This window comes from Paenibacillus sp. Dod16 (assembly GCF_049893405.1).
Lineage (GTDB): Bacteria > Bacillota > Bacilli > Paenibacillales > Paenibacillaceae > Paenibacillus_AQ.
The window spans coordinates 25,007-41,965 of the sequence record NZ_JBNDYG010000013.1; the positions used below are offsets into that span (position 1 = coordinate 25,007).

The window sequence follows — 16,959 nt, forward strand, 5'->3', positions numbered from 1 at the left end:
ACAGATTCTCCTTTTGGGATAGTTTCATAAATGATCCACAAGATAGCACCACAAACAAGTGACTATTCTAATTGTAGATTCTCTCCTGCAGGAAAAGTACGGGACACAGGTGACCTTTTTTGGTAATCTGATGCCGTTTTTTAAGGCTTATTGTCCGGTTTTGTATTTGCTGCGATATTGTCCGGGCGTCATCCCCTCCAGCTTGCGGAAGGAGCGGATAAAGTTCTGCGAATTGTTGTAACTTAGCTTCTCCGCAATATCCTTAATGGGCATGTCGGTTTCGACAAGCCATTTCTTGGACATTTTGAAGCGGTACTGGGACAGGTATTCGCTGAAGGACATATTGGTTTCTTTTTTGAACACGCTGCTAAGATAAAAATTGTTGTAATGGAGGCGGGAAGCACATTCCTCGAGTGTAATATTGCGATCAAACTCATTGCGGATAATCTCGATCATCTGCTCGGAAAGATTCTGGTATTGAGAGTCCTGGCGATCCCGGAATACACTAACCATCGGCCGGATGATGCGTGATTTAAACCAGCTTTCGATATCGTGATTGGTGTAGAGCCGAAGAAGCTCCTCCACGAGAGAGCTGTCCCGGATGTCGAGCTGCTCGAGCATGATCCCGTTCTCCTGCATTACGATCATCAAATCATTTAACAGCCGGATGAGCGAGATTTGATAATCATGCGGGGTCCGATCCTTCCGAAACACTTCGAGCAGCCACTGCTTTAGAAGCTCCACTGCCCGATCTTCATCAGCCAGCTTGATGGCATCAATCAGCTCGTTCTCCACCTGCATCGGGTAGAAATAGACCCGGGTGTGCTTGCCCGAGTTCAGGCTGAAATAAGGGATAATGACACCGGTTCCCAGCTTGATGCGGTGTTTAAGGGCTTCGAGCCCTTCCTGGTACGCGCGTGCCGTTTTGGATAGGTTCTCGTAAGGCAGACTGATGCCGATGCTGACCTCCAGATCGAGAACACTGCGCGTCGTCTTCTGGATCTCCTCCGATAATGTGTAGATATAGTCATTGAATTCTTCCAGCGTGATGCCGCCTCGTCCGATGAGCGTAACCTGCGTGAGATCGATAATGACAGAGGGGAGGCGATGGGAGGAGGGGATCATCTCCTCGATAATATTGTTGATGGCAAACAGCAGCAAGTCACTATCCTTGCGCTCATAGCGGGTTTCGTCCAGCATGTCGATCTGGAGGGTGAATACCGCCAGATGCTCCCAAGCGGATATTTGCTCCTTGAAGCCAAACAGCTCGATCTGCTCCATGACTTCGGGCGGACTGCTCTTGCCCAAAAACAGCTTTTGGAGGAAAAAGGTGCGCACCTGCTGGCTCGTCTGCCGAAGCTCGCTGCGGAGCTTCGTGTTTGAATTGAACATATCCCGGATATGCTCATCGATGATTTGCAGCTCGCTCTTTTTGTTGGCTTGGATTTCTGGCAGACGCTCCACGATATTTTCAAAAATGTGCCGGATTGGCGTGTACATCTTCCGCGTTCCAAGCCATACCAGCAGAATGCTGAAACTGATCATCAGCATGCAGATATACAGCGTAAACCAGCCGATGGAGCGGGACTCCTTGGTAATGGCGGACATTTCGGTAAAGGAGGCATACAACCAGCCGTTAAAATCGGACCGGACGAACGTTACGGACACCGGCTTGTTGTCAATCTTCGTCTCGAACTGCCCCGATTTACTGTCAAAATGGTCCAGCTCCGTCTCCGTATACCCGGTATCGGTCAGATATTGCCCGAGCTTTCCTTGCTCGGGATGTACAACGATCCGGTAATTATGGTCCAGAACCATCACCTCCCGGGTTTCGGAAGGGGTATCCATCATAGCCGCAAGACTGCAGCTGGGAATGGTGGCGAGTGCGACACCCCGGGCGCTGGAGGAGGAGAGCGGCATTTTCTTCACCAGCGCAATCGTGTAGGGGCAGGCATAACTGAGCGTATCGCTGGACCCGAGAGATTCCGTCTCGAGCATCACCCAATTGGAGTTCCCTTGAAGCTCCATGAGTGTCAACAGCGCATCCTTGGAAGCGTATTCATTAAATTTGTACATGCCCCGGTTATTGATCAGCCAGTTGGTTGTCGTGTTCGCAAGGATGACGTCTGTAACCTTGGTCTCCGGAGATTGCAGCAGACTCATCTCTTCTCTCAGTTTGTTATACAATTGGAAGTCATAATAGGACAGGGGCCGATACAACGCGCTTTGCAGAATATTGGAATTAATGACGTAATTCAGTGTATAATCCACAGTCCGCAGCACCTGTTCGAGATTGCTGTTCGTTTGATTCATAATCTGGATATTGCTGCTGTTGACGTGATTTTGGACGGAGGTGGATGATTTCATGAACGAGAAGAAGCCGAGGGCCACGAGAGGAATGATGCTGATGAAACAGCCGTACAGGACCATTTTAGAATAAAAGCTACTTTTTGGATGCAATAGGTACACCTTCCTGTTTAACAAAGTGTATAATCATTGTATGGGCAACCCGGGTTACATTCAATAATCATTTCAAAAAGAATAATCACTGTATTTGATCATCACGGTTTGTCATGAAAAAAGATGTACATATGTAGGATCATCCCAAACACACGGGATCCGCAAGAAACATGGGGGAACGGAGGTAGAACGGATTGATGACCCGTCTGTCAAACTATGTCATTCTTACGCTTGCTATCCTGATGGTGTCGGCCGCGTGCATCAGCATGGCACGATCATCGGGAGCGGATGGCGGAAGTACGTCTTCTGATCGCAAAACCAGCATTTCAATTATGGCCAACCTGCACACCACCGAGGTTCCCTCCGATCGGATCGAGAAATGGATCGAGGAAAAAACGGGCGTGCAGCTTAACATTCAGTGGGTACCCGACGGGAGTTACGATGAGAAGGTGTTTGCTTCGCTTGCAACAGGGACTTTGCCGCAAGCGCTGTATCTGAAGAATGCCGCATCCTTATCCTATTTCAGGGATGAGATTCGGAGCGGGCTATTCTGGGAAATCGGCCCGTATCTTAAGGACTATTCGAATTTGCAGAGATTGAAGCCCGAGGTTTTGAAGAATACGGCCATCGACGGTAAACTCTACAGCCTGTACCAGGAGCGAGCCTTAGCCCGTTCAGGCATCATTTACCGTAAGGACTGGGCAGATCGCCTGGGGCTATCGGCACCGGAAACGCTTGATGATTTATATGAAATGTTGAAAGGGTTTACATATAACGATCCGGACAATAACGGTATCGATGACACCATCGGTTTGACGGATCGCAACGATTTAATCTACGGGGCTTTCAAGACAATCAGCTCCTATTATGGAACACCGAACAATTGGGGATGGTATAACGATTCATTGCAGCCGGAATTCGTCTTTCCGAAATATATGGAAACGATGAAGTTCTTCAAGAAGCTTCATAACGAAGGACTGATCAATGAAGACTTCCCGATTACCAGCAAGACCGACCAGCTGGAGCTGTTCGTAACGGGAAAAGCCGGGGTTTATATCGGCGCGATGGGAGATGTCCTGTCCCTGGAGTCAAGGCTGCTGGCGAATGATCCCAAGGCAGTGCTGGACGTTCACAATCGGGTTCTCGGGCCGGAAGGGTACGGGATATGGGCTTCGCAGGGGTACGGGACGGTGATTCTGTTTCCGAAGTCCGCGATTGCTACGGAAGAGGAGTTGAAGAGCGTACTCTCCTTCTATGACGCGCTGATGAGTCCTGAACTTGCAAACCTGATGTATTGGGGAATCGAAGGGATCCATTATACCGTTCAGAATGGCAAAGCGATGGCGGTGGATGCCTTTGAGTTAAGGGAAAAGGATGTAAAGCCCTATCAGGCTTTGATGGCCGGAGGATTCAGCACCATACCGGGCATGCTGCAGCCGGTTAACACGAATCAGGTTAAGGATAAAGCCGAGCGGCTGATTTACGATAATGAGAGTTTCCTCATTTACGATCCCACCGCACCGCTGGAGTCTCCAATGTATAACGAAATCGGCGTCAGGTTGAATGAACGCATACGGGATGCCACCTATCAATTTATGTTAGGAATGATCGATGAGCAGGGTTTCGAGGCCGAGATCGACCGTTGGCTGGAAGAGGGGGGCAGACAGATTATCGAGGAATATAATGCTTCCTACCGAAGCACGGTCGGACCCTATTTACATGATAAATACCGCTAGGGGATTAATGTCCCCGGCGGTATTTTTGTTTTGTTAATGCGTGAGCGATCTCATTGACAACATAATCATTAGATTTGATTCCACAGCATTAAATGTCGGGCGTGACCGAACTCTCCATATCCAATCTCAGGATTATATACGTACCGGGCTTCCCTCAACTAAGCTGTTTCTTGTCAGTCCCTATTCAAATTTAAAACGGAGGTCAGAAGATGAAGAAGAAGAAAGCCAGTACCATCCTGGCAATTGTAACCGCTTTATCCGTGTTGGCTGGCTGTGGCGGCAACTCCGCCCCTGCAGCAACCGGCAGCTCAAACGGAAGTTCGGCCCAAGGCGAGAACAAGAACGAACCGGTATCCATCTCGATTATGGCCAACCTCCATACCCCTGAAGTTCCCTCCGACATGATTGAGAAGCTGCTGGAAGAGAAAACGGGCACCAAGCTCGACATTCAGTGGGTGCCGGACGGCACTTATGATGAAAAGGTCAATGCCTCCTTTGCAACCGGAACGCTGCCGCAGGTGACGTATCTGAAGAATGCCGCTTCGCTTGTGAATATGCGTGATGCGATCCGTAACGGGCAATTTTGGGAAATCGGGCCATTGCTGGATCAGTATCCGAACCTCAGCAAGCTGAAACCTGAAGTGTTAAAGAACACGGCGGTGGACGGCAAAATCTATGCGCTTTACCGTGAAGTGCCTTTGTCACGCCAGGGCATCATTTACCGCAAGGATTGGGCCGACAAGCTTGGGCTCAGCTCCCCGACCAATGTGGACGAATTCTATAATATGCTGAAGCAGTTCAAGGAGAAGGATCCTGACGGCAACGGCAAAGATGACACCATCCCGCTGACGGATCGAAATGATCTGATTTATGGTGCGTTCAAAACGATAAGCTCGTGGCTCGGCACGCCGAATAACTGGGGCGAGAAGGACGGCAAGCTGGCTCCCGAATTTATGTTCCCCGAATATATGGAGACGATGAAATTCTTCAAGAAACTTCACCAGGAAGGCCTGATCAATCAGGATTTCCCGGTTACCAGCAAAACCGATCAACAAAATCTGTTCATTACCGGAAAGTCGGGCGTTTATATCGGAGCGATGGGGGACGTATCCAGCCTTCATCCCAAGGTCGTCGAAGTGAATCCGGATGCGGAGCTCGATGTTCAGAATAAAATCGAAGGAGGCCCGAATGGCTTCGGAATCTGGTCGGTTCCCGGCTATGGCTCGGTGATTCTCTTTCCGAAAACAGCTATCAAATCGGAAGAAGAGCTAAAGGATGTGCTTGCCTTCATGGATCAGTTGATGAGTCCGGAACTTGGCAACCTCATCTATTGGGGGGTTGAAGGACAGCATCACAAGCTGGAGGAAGGCAAGGTGATCCCTTCGGAAGACACGAAGCTGACTGATCGCGAAGTGAAGCCTTATCAAGCCATGCAGGTCGGCGGACCATTAACGATTGAAGGATTTTATGAGGCGAAGCATATGCTCCCGGTCAAAGCGAAATCCGAGGAAATGATTATGGAGAATAATGAATACCTCATAGAGGATCCTTCGGCTTCACTGGATTCCAAGACATTTAACGAAAAGGGCGTACAGCTGCAGGAGATGATTAAAGACGGCACGTATCGATTTATGCTTGGCGATATCGATGAGGCCGGATTCCAGGCTGTGGTGGATAACTGGCTTAAGAGCGGCGGTCAGCAAATCATCGATGAGTTCAACGTTTCCTACGAATCTTCCAAATAATGAACAAGCCAGCATCCCGAACGGCCGGAGACTGCAATGCTGCAGTCTCCGGCAGGCTTCGGGACAGAAAGGAAGTCTGAGATCATGAGCGAAACCGCAGTGAAGACCGGGTTGAGCAAGAGCGCCCGTAAAATACCGGAGACCGGTCGAATGAGAAGAATAATAAAAAACCGGGCGATCTACCTCATGATTCTGCCGGGATTTTTATACTTCCTGATCTTTAAATATATCCCGATGTCGGGATTGATCATAGCCTTCCAGGATTATCAGGCTTATCTCGGGGTTACGGGAAGCCCCTGGGTGGGGCTCAAGCATTTTGAACGGCTGTTTACCGAGCCGATGTTTTTCACGATTTTGGGCAACACGCTGCTGCTGTTTTTCTTGAACCTGGCATTCTATTTTCCGGTGCCGATCATTCTTGCCTTAATGCTCAACGAGGTTCGGCGCGAAGTGTTTAAACGATTTATCCAGACGCTGGTGTACATTCCCCACTTCATGTCTTGGGTTATCATCGTATCCATCTCGTTTGTCATGTTATCGATGGATCGCGGCATCATTAATGAATTGCTGGTTATGGCCGGATTCGAAAAAATCAATTTTCTGATGAGCAGCGAATGGTTCCGGCCGATGTATGTCCTGCAGATTATCTGGCGGGAGGCAGGCTGGGGGACAATCATCTATTTGGCTGCCATGGCGGCGATTGATCCCGGACTATACGAAGCGTCACGGATTGACGGGGCCAGCCGCTTTCGGCAAATGTGGCATATTACGCTTCCTTCGATTCGAAGCGTGATCGTCGTTTTGTTGATTTTGAAAATCGGCGACGTGCTGGAACTTGGGTTCGAACATATCTATCTCCTCTTAAACTCGATGAACCGGGATGTGGCGGAGATATTCGATACGTATGTTTATACCGCAGGTCTTAAGCAAGGTCAGTTCAGCTTCAGTACGGCGGTCGGGTTCTTTAAATCGCTGATCGGTCTCATTCTGGTAATGCTGGCCAACTGGCTGGCCAAAAAAGCCGGAGAAGAAGGCATCTATTAACTACAGAAAGGTGGACCGCTATGGTACAAGATAAAACGATATCGAGCCGAATCTTCGATATCGTGAATTATACGCTGCTGTTGATCATTGGCCTGGTTACCATCCTGCCTTTCCTTCACGTCATCGCCGGATCCTTCACAACGGTGACGGAGCTGGCGCAGAAGCAGTTTGTCCTGTTTCCGACCGTTTGGTCCCTTGATGCTTACAAATATGTGTTTTCAACCAATACGGTATTTCGCTCGCTTGGCGTTTCCGTTGGAGTCACCTTCTTAGGCACCTTGTTCAGCATGCTGTTAACCTGCTTGATGGCCTACGGGCTGTCGCGCAGGGATCTGGATGGCCGAAATTTCATCATGTTCATGGTCTTGTTCACGATGCTGTTCAGCGGCGGAATGATCCCAACGTTTCTCGTGGTGAAGGAGATGGGGCTGATCGATACGTATGCGGCCCTGATTGTCCCGACGGCGATCAATGCCTTCAATCTTATCATCATGCGAAACTTCTTTCAGAACCTGCCTGAGGGACTGGAGGAATCCGCGAAGATCGACGGGGCCGGCGATTGGGGCATCCTGTTTCGAATCGTGATTCCGCTGTCGATGCCTGCCATTGCGACCATATCGCTCTTTTATGCGGTTACTTACTGGAACACGTATATGTCGGCGATTCTGTACCTGAATGATGCGGCCAAATGGCCGGTGCAGGTCATCCTGCGGCAGATCGTCATCCTGGCCAGCGGTTTGGCGGCGGACACCTCCGGCATGGACGAATTTGTCCGACCGCCGGAGCAGACGGTGAAGATGGCGGTCATCGTCATTGCTACGCTTCCGATTCTGTGCGTGTATCCGTTCCTGCAGAAGCATTTTGCGAAGGGTGCGCTGCTGGGTTCCATCAAGGGATAGAGAGGAGCGAAGGTTGGTGTTGGAAAAGAAACGATATGCGCCGATCATTGCCGGCAATTATGCGGACCCGTCGATCATCCGGGTCGGCGAGGATTATTACATGACGCATTCCTCCTACAAGCTGACGCCCGGGCTCGTCATCTGGCATTCGCGCGATTTGCTCAATTGGAGCCGAGTTGGGGCTGCGCTGCCCCACTACGAGGGAAATGTGTGGGCGCCGGATTTCGTAGTGCATAACGGGATGTATTATATTTATTATCCGGCTGGGCGGACGAACTGGGTCGTTACCGCGTCGAGCCCGGCGGGACCGTGGAGCAAACCGATCAATCTGGGGATCAAGGGAATTGATCCGGGGCATACGGCAGGACCGGACGGGAAGCGTTATTTGCATATGTCAGGCGGTGATTTTGTAGAGCTTACGGCGGACGGACTCGCGATCGCGGGTGAAGTTAGACATGTGTATAACGGATGGCGGTATCCGGACGATTGGGTCGTGGAGGCGTACAGCCTGGAGGGACCGAAAATTACCGTTCACGATGGTTATTACTATCTGACGGCAGCCGTCGGAGGGACGGCCGGTCCGCCTACAAGCCATATGGCCGTATCGTCAAGATCCAGAACGCCATGGGGGCCCTGGGAACACTCTCCGTACAACCCGATTATCCATACGGAATCCAGGGATGAACGCTGGTGGTCCAAAGGACACGCCTCGTTGATCGACTTGCCGGATGGCCAGTGGTGGATGGTCTACCATGCTTATGCCAATGGGTTCCATTCACTGGGCAGACAGACCTTGCTTGAACCGATCGAATGGACTTCCGATGGATGGTTTCGTGCTGCGGGAGGCCGTGAGAGACTTATTGACCAGTACGATGATCGGCCGCATGATGAAGGAGAAACCAATGCTGGGAATCAGGGAGCCTCATTCAGGGATTCCTTTGACGGTCCTGAGCTGGGTTTGCACTGGCAGTGCGAAGGTGTGGAGCCTTCTGCACGGTTCCGTCCGGGGAATCATGAATTGGTAGCCGAGGCCGCCTCCGAGGAGGCAAAAGCTTCTCCGCTGCTCTATATGGCGGGCCATAAGCGTTATTCAGCAGAGGTTGAGATCATCGTGGAGGGTCCGGCAGAAGGCCGCCTGCTCCTCTATTATAACGATGCGGCATATCTTGGTATGGGAGTCAACGAGCATGGAGTGCGGCATTTCCGGTCATTCAAGGGCTACGGCACGATGCAGAACCATACTCGCAGGGCTTTTTTGCGGTTGGTTAACGATGCGCATATCGTTTCATTCTATTACAGCTTCGATGGGGTGGAATGGATCCGGTATGACAAAGTGGCGGATGTTTCAGGATTCCATCACAACACGTTTGGCGGGTTTCAGAGCCTCCGCATCGGACTGGATGCCGTCGGCAAAGGCACGGTGATTTTTCGTGATTTTTCATATAACGCCATCAGCAGCTGAAAGAAGGGATAGGCCATGACAAAGGGATTAGAGAACATTCTGGAGGGGGGCGATAGGCTGTTTGAAGGTTTCTTCGAATGGCTCGAAGGACAATATGACGCTGCTTCCGGCGGTTTTTATTACGCCCGCAGTTCCAGGGATTCCGATGCGTTCACGCCGGACATCGAATCGACGGCACAAGCATTGGGCATTATCGAGCGCTGCGGACTTCGGCAAAGGCTGACCGATGACATCAAGGCGGATCTTGTGCGTTTTTTCCAGTCCAAGCAAGACCCTGGGACGGGGTATTTCTATGATGCTGATCCCAAGATGAGAAAAGACGATGTGATGGTGGGCCGTGCACTTGGCTACAGCGTAGGAGCACTCCGAACGTTGGGCGCATCCCCGTTGCATCCGCTGCCGGGCAATCGGAATAGGGCTCAGGCATACTGCCGTTCTCCTAAGGCTTATGCGGAGTGGCTGCGTTCCATCAGTCTTGCGAACAGCTGGCGCGGCTGCGACCGGCTGTGTAACTCAGCCCCCTATTTATATCAGATGACGCCGGGGGATCGGGAGTCGTTCTTATCTGAAGCCCTATCTTATTTTGCAAGTATACAAGACCCCGAAACCGGGTTGTGGGGTGAAGGCACTCCTTATGTGCGAATATCGGGAACCTTCAAGCTGTTGACGTTCTATAATCGGTTTCAGGTTCCTCTGCCACGGACGCCGGAAATATACCGATCCCTGCAGCACGCTTTGCGGAGCGAGAATGCCGTTGATATGTGTTACATTCGGAACCCGATCAGCCTTCTGACCTCGATGAAGCTGCGGATTCCGGAAGAGGACGTTCTGGAGATCGCGGAAATCACCTTGCGGAATATGGCGCGGCTCAAGCGGGCGGACGGCGGCTTTTCCAGGGAAATCGATCATTCCCCGCCGGCACCGAATGTGGCCCAAGTGAAGCAAGGTGAGTATTATCCTGACATGCCGGAGGCGGTTCCATTGGGCAAGGGTGAGGTTGAAGGGGACATGAATGCGGGAACACAGGCGATTCTTATCCGCTATTCGCTGCATGAGCTCGGGGGGCTGCAGGGACGAAAGCTGGATATTGCGGATTCTGTGTTCTCATCTCTACGAGCAGGTACGGGCAGATGATCTATGAGCCAGGACCTCTAGATGTATTGGATCAGTCAGCCGGGATGACGCTCTGAATTTTTATGACTTGGATAATAGGAATACATAGCCCCTTCGGCGAAGAAGTATAAAGGTTTTTTTTATTTAATGAATCGATGAACACGTAATTCGGTACTTGGATTAGCAGAGGAGGAGGATCATGGCGGAAATCGGCGTTTGGGAACAAGCGGAGCCCGGGGTGACAAGGAAGGTGTTTCAACCCGGAACGGGGCTGATGATGATGGAGGTGCATTTTGAAGAAGGGGCGGAAGGTGCCTGGCATAGTCATCCCCATGAGCAGATGAGCTACTGCCTGAAGGGTGCCATTGAATTTTATATCAACGGTGAGACGACCCTGGTGCGGCAGGGTGATACCATCGTCATTCCCGGCGGGGCGGAGCATGGGGTAAAAGCTCTGGAACCTTCCGCTCTTTTGGATACGTTTACACCGCTGAGACTGGATTTGCTTGGTCTCTGAGTGCCTAAAGCTAAAAGAAATGTTGAAGAAATGAATGAATAGACGACTGGATATGAAGACAGAAAGGAATGGATATGATGAAGCTTTGGGAACAGAATATTCCAGGACAAGAATCGGTGGAAGAGAAGTTCACACCCTGCATGACACCTTATCTATTACAAAATGAAACCCCTCACGGAGCCGTGCTTGTGCTTCCGGGGGGCGGGTACGAGCGGCGCGCGGATCATGAGGGTGATCCGATTGCCATGTGGCTGAATTCAATTGGGCTATCTGCCTTTGTCGTTCATTACCGTGTGGCCCCTTATCGCCATCCCTATCCGCTGGGCGATGCCCAGCGTGCAGTCCGGCTTGTAAGGCATCACGCCAAGGAGTGGAACATCGATCCGGATCGTATCGGAATCCTTGGGTTCTCGGCAGGCGGACATCTCGCGGCGAGCGCCAGCACTCATTTCGACGAAGGAAACCCGGAGGCCGTGGATGCTGTGGACCGGCAGAGCTCCCGCCCGAACGCTTCCATCCTGTGTTACCCGGTCATTTCTTTTAAGGATTATTACCATGAGGGCTCCATGTCCAGGCTGTTGGGAGAGAACCCGCCGGAAGAGTTGAGAAATGCGTTGTCGCTTGAGCTTGCGGTGAAACCGGAGACCCCTCCTTCCTTTCTATGGCATACCGCTGACGACGGCGCGGTTCCCGTTGAGAACAGCCTCATGTATGCCAAAGCGCTAAGCGAGCAGCGCATCCCGTTTGAGCTTCATGTTTTTCCGGAGGGCCGGCATGGTCTTGGTCTTGCGGAAGAAGATGCCAGTGTTTCGCAATGGACGGGCCTGTGCGCGGGCTGGCTGCAGAAGATCGGATTCCTGTCGCAAGCGGTCGTGCAGGGAAGGTAGGACTGAGCAGCATAACTTGAGAACTCATGCAAAAAAACAAGCTCATCTGAAAAATTCAGATGAGCTTGTTCGCATAACCTAAAAATCAGGACCGGCCTCTAATCTCCTGTCGGAGGAACAGGACGTAAGAGATGGCGAAGCAGATCAGCGTGGCTGCGGTCAGTCCGGTAATTTGCGGCCAGACGAGCAGCAGGCTTTGACCAAACGGCAGCGGACTAGCGATGGCACCGTACACCTGCTCCTGCGTGAGCGGTCCGAGATTGCGGATGGACGGCATCAGCAGAGTGCTCGTTGCTTCATTAAACAGGGTATATGGCGACAGCCGGCCAAGCCAGAGCATCAGATTCTGATAGCTCACGACATCATGGGCCGTGGCTGAGGCAGAGTCCGGAGCCAATCCCCGTGCCAGCAATTGCAGGATCATATCAAAAAAGAAGCTGAAGAACAGCCAGACCGCAATGCTTGACAGGGCGGAAGTCGCCGGCTGGCGGAATCTTACGGAGAACATAATGGACAGATTCAGCCAGAAGCCAACGTAAAAAATGGTCACGACCAGAAAGCTGATGGTTCTCAAAAATTCCTCGAAGGTTGGCGGTATGCCGATAATCAGGGTGCCCAGCGCCATGGTCAGCAGCCCGAGCGTGATAAACATGATGCTGATCACGATCAGGGAAGCGGCGAACTTCGCATTGAGCAGGTCGTCGCGGTGAATCGGCTGGGCCATGATTCGGCTGAGCGTCCCTTTGTTCCGTTCACTGTTGATGGCATCAAAGCCCATGCCGATTCCGAGCAATGGACCTAAGAAACCAACAAATCCGATGAAGGTCGGAAGGGTTCCGTCCGAGAGGGTGAACAGTTTCAGGACGACAAAATCATCGACCCCGTTCTCCGAGCCGAGAGCTTCCCGGATGCTGTTCATAGCCGTATAAAGCGAAGCCACGCAGGTTAAGGCAATGATGCCCAGCAGTAATATGAAGCGCCAGCTCCGGATATGGTCCGCGATCTCTTTGCGGACCAGCACGCCGAAAGCTGAAGGCGTGGTCGATTTGACTGATTCTCCTGTCGCTGATTGACCGGGCGTGTTGGTTCGCTTGGAAAATGTTTTTTTGAAGTTTTCAGAGTAGGACTGCAGCCGGCGGCCAATGTCAGCCAGCTTATCCTGTACGCTCGGCGCTCTTCGCTCTGCCATGTTCATCACCTCCTGCAAAATAACGGTGGTAGATTTCATCCAAACCGTACTGCTGGCGGTTCAGCGAGAATAGCTGGACACCTGCATTCACAACCGCTCGGGCAATTTCAGGGCTGCAATCCTTATCGGCCCGGATCAGAACCTTAGCTGGAAGGTCTCTGATCCGGGTGTCCGCATGCTTAGCCGGATCGCTTTCGACAGCCGGAACCTCGATCAGGTGAACCCCTTCGATAGCGCTGATCTCATCCCGCAATTCGGGCCGCAGCTCATCCAGCTCCACCGTGATCATAATTGGATCATCGGCGAACAGGGTCCGGGACAGCCCCTCGACATCCCCTTCGGCGAGAAGCCGTCCCCGCACGAACAGGCCGACGCGGTCGCAAATCTGCTGAACCTGGTGCAGTTGGTGGGACGATAGCAGTACGGTAAGGCCCTGCTCACGGCTTAGCTTCCGGATCAAACGCAGCAGCTCCTCCATTCCTGTTGGATCGATGCCCAAGGTCGGTTCATCGAGGATGATAATCTCCGGGGATTTCATCAAGACGTCCGCGAGTCCGAGCCGCTGCCGCATCCCGCGGGAATAGGCTCCTGTCTTCTTATGGGCTGCCTGCGTGAGCCCGACTTGCTCCAACAGCTCCAGTGCCCTTTCCTGGGCTTGGGAATCGGGGATTCGATTCAGCCGGGCCGTTAGCATCAGGTTCTCCAATCCAGTTCGGTCCTCGTAAAAGCCGACGTCATCAGGCAGGTATCCGACCCGCCGCTTGACCGGGATCGGTTCTCTTGTCGGATTGATGCCGAGCACGTTAATCGTTCCTGAATCCGGTTCGCTGAGTCCGAGCAGCATCAGGATCGTGGTGGACTTGCCCGCACCGTTCGGGCCGAGCAGACCGAAGATCTCGCCGCGTTTAATTTGGAGGGATAAACGGTCTACCGCCTTCGTTTCGTTGTAGCTCTTCGTTAATTCGTGAATGTCAATGACCGTATCCATCAAGGTTATCTCCTTCCGTATTTACGAATGAGAACATAGATGCCTCCCAGAATAGCAACGATGACAAGCACGCCGATCCAGCCCCACAGCATGGAGCCTTTGACGGCTACGCGGAATTGGGCGTCGGAGCTTGCTTCAGCCGCGGCAGCCTTCAGGCTGGTGACATAATCACCCGCAATGGCTTTGTCGCTTGACGTCAGTTTGGCCTCAACCGTTGTGGATTTGCCTGCGGGCAGATTTTCGATCGTTTTCGGGTTGAAGCTTACTTCCCAGTCCACCGGCGTATCGGAGCTTAGATTAATATCCGAGAGAGGTGCGGTCCCCGTATTCTTGACCAGCAGCTCAATGGTTTTGCTGCCGCCCGCATTGACGTTTGTACTGAGCAATCCGCTTGGTGTTGTAAGCTCCAGCCCATAAGATCCCGTAATGACGGCCTCCAGCGCAAGCTCGGAGGATGTCGATGAATTGGAGGCACGGATCGGAATGGAGAAGGAGCCTTCCGTCACTTCGGCAGGCGGTTTGATATCGACGGTGATAGATTGGCTTGCACCCGCTTCGATTTCGACGGAGGATACCTGCTTGCCGCCTGAGGTGAATGTAACGTTCCAACCCGCCTGGGCATCGGCCTGGAGGGCATAGTTTTGCTTATTGGCGGTTCGGTTTTGCAGATTCACCGTGTAGGTAAACGTGGAGTCGGCATGCCCCTCCAGGTTGGCCTGATCGGTTGTGAGCTCGGTTTGATAGGTTCCTTTTTCCGTGATATCCACGGTTAATGGCAGACTGGCCATGGAACCCGCCGTTACTTGAAACCGGTAGGAGCCTTTATCTACTTTGAGCGGCACGGTAACCTCCAAGAACACCGATTCCGTTTCGCCTGGCTTCACGGACACTTCTTTCAGCTGCCAGCCTCCGCCGTTAAGCTTGGTGCTCCAGCCGCTCGGCAGGCTGTTGATTTGGAGCGGGACCGTAATGACGCCGCTCGTATTGTTTTTGACTTCAAGGGGATAATTGATGACTTCCCCCGGTGGAACGGAAATCGAGGTGTAAGGTGTGTACAAGGTGATTTCCCCGGCGGCGAACGCGGTATTTCCTCCACTAAACAAGTAAGTACCCAGGATGAACAAGAGCAGCAGGTTCAGCTGCTTGGCTCTCTTTCTAAGCAATTTCATGACACTACCCCTCCTAATTTATTGATTCATAATGAGTACGTTGGAAGCACCGGGTTTGGATTTATCGGAAAGATTAAAATTACCTAAAAAATTCATTAAAGGAAGCTGAAAAGTGACCCGATTTATTCAAAAGACAAGGAGCGTTTGCTAAAATATTGATCGAAAATGGCCGTGCGCAGGCAGGCCATCATGATGTGTGAGAGGAGAACAGGTTAGGGGGAGTTCGGGGATGAACGATCATTCTGCGATGTGGCTGGAGGAGATTGCAGAAGGTTCGGCCACAGCGTTCCGGCGCTTCTATGATACCCATGCCCGCCTGGTTTACCGGCTGGCTTTGCAGATGACCAAGGATCCGGCCGAGGCGGAGGAACTATGCCAGGATATCTTCATGGAAGTGCTGCATAAGGCGGATCAGTATGATCCCGCACGTGGCAGCGTTGAGGCTTGGCTGGCCGTGAGAACACGGTGCAGGGCGATGGATCGGCTGCGCAAACGGCAGCGTATGGCTGAAGCCGAATGGATGGAAGAGGCTCTGCCGGAAACGGTATGGAGCGAAGGTCAGGAATCGGTAGAGTTGGCCGCCTTGCGCCGGGTGGAGCTGGAGCAGGTAAAGGAGGCGCTTCAGGGGATTCCGCCCCTTCAGAGGATGGCGGTTTACGGGAGTTATGTCGAGCAGCGCTCCCACCGGGAAATGGCGGAATTGTTAAACCGGCCTGTCGGAACCGTCAAATCTTTAATCCGGTACGGCATTCACAATGTCAGGCGGCGGCTGGATGCGATGAGCGGGGAGGAAGGGGGGAGCTCGCAGCATGAAACATTCAAGGCAAGACCATGAGTTTCTCGCTCAAGACAACGTTGACTGCTCGTTATACCCCGAGGAAAAGCTTGTTGATTACGTTATGAAGCGATTGCCGTACGCGGAGAGCATGAATATCGAGCGACATCTTAAAGAATGTGAGATATGTTCCGGCACAGCGGCGGAATGGGTGAAGCTAATGGGGGCTGTAGATCTCGTCATGCCTTCTTATCCTGTCGATGAACATGAGTCACAGCTGGATCGAGGCTGTGATCATGGAGAACCACTCGTCAGATCGACACAGCCGGCAGGCGCGGGAATGGCCTTTGGTGAGTCAACGAATAAGAATAAATTCTCTGATGATCCTATGCCTCAAAGCCGGGTGCGCAGCAGGCTCATGCGTGCGGCTTATATACGGTCAATCCAAGGCCGGCTCCGAATCAAAAAGCACGTTGTCCTGCAGGCGTTGTCGGGAGCGCTGCTCATTCTGTTGATTGCGGGTTTATTCATCATGAAGGGAAACGAGGGGCAGACTCATGCGGCCTTCGAACATGCGGTGAGCCAGCGCATTGCCGATATGCAAAGCGAGGATACCGAGCGGTATGTCATACAGCCGATGGAACCTTTCTACGGAAGCGGCTCAGTATGGTTGAAACGCGGCTCGGGAGAAATGCTGATCGTTGTCAATGGCCTGCATTCCTTGGAGGAGAAAGACTATCAGGTGTGGCTTCAGGATGAGGATCGGCTGTCGAGCGCGGGTTTTATGCTAGTACAGGGCCCGCAGGGAAAGAGTTATTATTACGGTTACGGAGCAGAGAAAGCGAAGCGGATTGTCGTCAGCATGGAGCCCAAAGGGGGAAGCCGGAGACCGACCGGGCCCGAAGCCGTCCTGGTGAATATGGGGCCTTGATGCCCAGATATACAGGTGAAATGCGTGATCCGATCCAGGGGAAC

Annotated in this window: 14 protein-coding genes; 10 read left to right on the plus strand and 4 right to left on the minus strand. The window is 52.2% G+C overall.

The features are described 5' to 3' along the window. Nucleotides 1–147: 147 nt before the first annotated feature. Nucleotides 148–2,460, minus strand: coding sequence for a helix-turn-helix domain-containing protein (locus tag ACPV3A_RS12150; RefSeq protein WP_426199787.1), 2,313 nt, complete (start codon nt 2,458–2,460; stop codon nt 148–150). A 197-nt stretch (nt 2,461–2,657) separates the two neighbouring features. Here ACPV3A_RS12150 and ACPV3A_RS12155 point away from each other — a divergent pair, with 197 nt between their 5' ends. The 8 genes from ACPV3A_RS12155 (at nt 2,658) to ACPV3A_RS12190 (ending at nt 11,863) form a co-directional block, all read left to right on the plus strand. Continuing rightward, on the plus strand, nt 2,658–4,196 hold the full coding sequence (locus ACPV3A_RS12155) for an extracellular solute-binding protein (RefSeq protein ID WP_426199788.1): 1,539 nt from the start codon (nt 2,658–2,660) through the stop codon (nt 4,194–4,196). Nucleotides 4,197–4,405: 209 nt separating this feature from the next. After that, nucleotides 4,406–5,941, plus strand: a complete 1,536-nt coding sequence (locus ACPV3A_RS12160; protein ID WP_426199789.1) for an extracellular solute-binding protein — start codon at nt 4,406–4,408, stop codon at nt 5,939–5,941. A gap of 150 nt (nt 5,942–6,091) precedes the next feature. After that, nucleotides 6,092–6,985 carry an ABC transporter permease gene (locus tag ACPV3A_RS12165; protein ID WP_233355169.1) on the plus strand — a complete coding sequence of 298 codons (894 nt, stop codon included), beginning with the start codon at nt 6,092–6,094 and terminating at the stop codon, nt 6,983–6,985. 20 nt (nt 6,986–7,005) lie between these two features. Beyond that, nucleotides 7,006–7,884, plus strand: coding sequence for a carbohydrate ABC transporter permease (locus ACPV3A_RS12170; RefSeq protein ID WP_071222846.1), 879 nt, complete (start codon nt 7,006–7,008; stop codon nt 7,882–7,884). 19 nt (nt 7,885–7,903) lie between these two features. Continuing rightward, nucleotides 7,904–9,346 (plus strand): family 43 glycosylhydrolase, encoded by a 1,443-nt coding sequence (locus tag ACPV3A_RS12175; RefSeq protein WP_426199818.1) that lies wholly within the window; start codon nt 7,904–7,906, stop codon nt 9,344–9,346. Nucleotides 9,347–9,361: 15 nt separating this feature from the next. Further along, nucleotides 9,362–10,480: a hypothetical protein gene (locus ACPV3A_RS12180; RefSeq protein ID WP_426199790.1), complete on the plus strand. Its 1,119-nt coding sequence runs from the start codon at nt 9,362–9,364 to the stop codon at nt 10,478–10,480. A gap of 178 nt (nt 10,481–10,658) precedes the next feature. Then, nucleotides 10,659–10,976 (plus strand): cupin domain-containing protein, encoded by a 318-nt coding sequence (locus ACPV3A_RS12185; RefSeq protein ID WP_194541578.1) that lies wholly within the window; start codon nt 10,659–10,661, stop codon nt 10,974–10,976. A gap of 77 nt (nt 10,977–11,053) precedes the next feature. Next, entirely contained in the window at nt 11,054–11,863 is an 810-nt protein-coding gene (locus ACPV3A_RS12190; protein ID WP_426199819.1) for an alpha/beta hydrolase, read from the plus strand. Nucleotides 11,864–11,948: 85 nt separating this feature from the next. On the opposite strand, the gene ACPV3A_RS12195 is transcribed toward ACPV3A_RS12190, so the two are convergent. From ACPV3A_RS12195 to ACPV3A_RS12205, 3 genes are read right to left on the minus strand one after another with little or no spacing between them, the layout of a single operon-like run. Continuing rightward, nucleotides 11,949–13,052 carry an ABC transporter permease gene (locus ACPV3A_RS12195; RefSeq protein ID WP_426199791.1) on the minus strand — a complete coding sequence of 368 codons (1,104 nt, stop codon included), beginning with the start codon at nt 13,050–13,052 and terminating at the stop codon, nt 11,949–11,951. Further along, nucleotides 13,018–14,040 (minus strand): ABC transporter ATP-binding protein, encoded by a 1,023-nt coding sequence (locus ACPV3A_RS12200; protein ID WP_426199792.1) that lies wholly within the window; start codon nt 14,038–14,040, stop codon nt 13,018–13,020. The genes ACPV3A_RS12195 and ACPV3A_RS12200 overlap by 35 nt, the downstream gene beginning before the upstream one ends. Nucleotides 14,041–14,045: 5 nt before the next feature. After that, nucleotides 14,046–15,209 (minus strand): NEW3 domain-containing protein, encoded by a 1,164-nt coding sequence (locus tag ACPV3A_RS12205; RefSeq protein ID WP_426199793.1) that lies wholly within the window; start codon nt 15,207–15,209, stop codon nt 14,046–14,048. A gap of 229 nt (nt 15,210–15,438) precedes the next feature. Between ACPV3A_RS12205 and ACPV3A_RS12210 the strand changes: the two genes are divergently transcribed. Both ACPV3A_RS12210 and ACPV3A_RS12215 read left to right on the plus strand, forming a co-directional pair. Further along, nucleotides 15,439–16,044, plus strand: a complete 606-nt coding sequence (locus ACPV3A_RS12210) for a sigma-70 family RNA polymerase sigma factor (RefSeq protein ID WP_426199794.1) — start codon at nt 15,439–15,441, stop codon at nt 16,042–16,044. Continuing rightward, nucleotides 16,019–16,915, plus strand: coding sequence for an anti-sigma factor (locus ACPV3A_RS12215; RefSeq protein WP_426199795.1), 897 nt, complete (start codon nt 16,019–16,021; stop codon nt 16,913–16,915). The genes ACPV3A_RS12210 and ACPV3A_RS12215 overlap by 26 nt, the downstream gene beginning before the upstream one ends. Nucleotides 16,916–16,959: the final 44 nt, after the last annotated feature.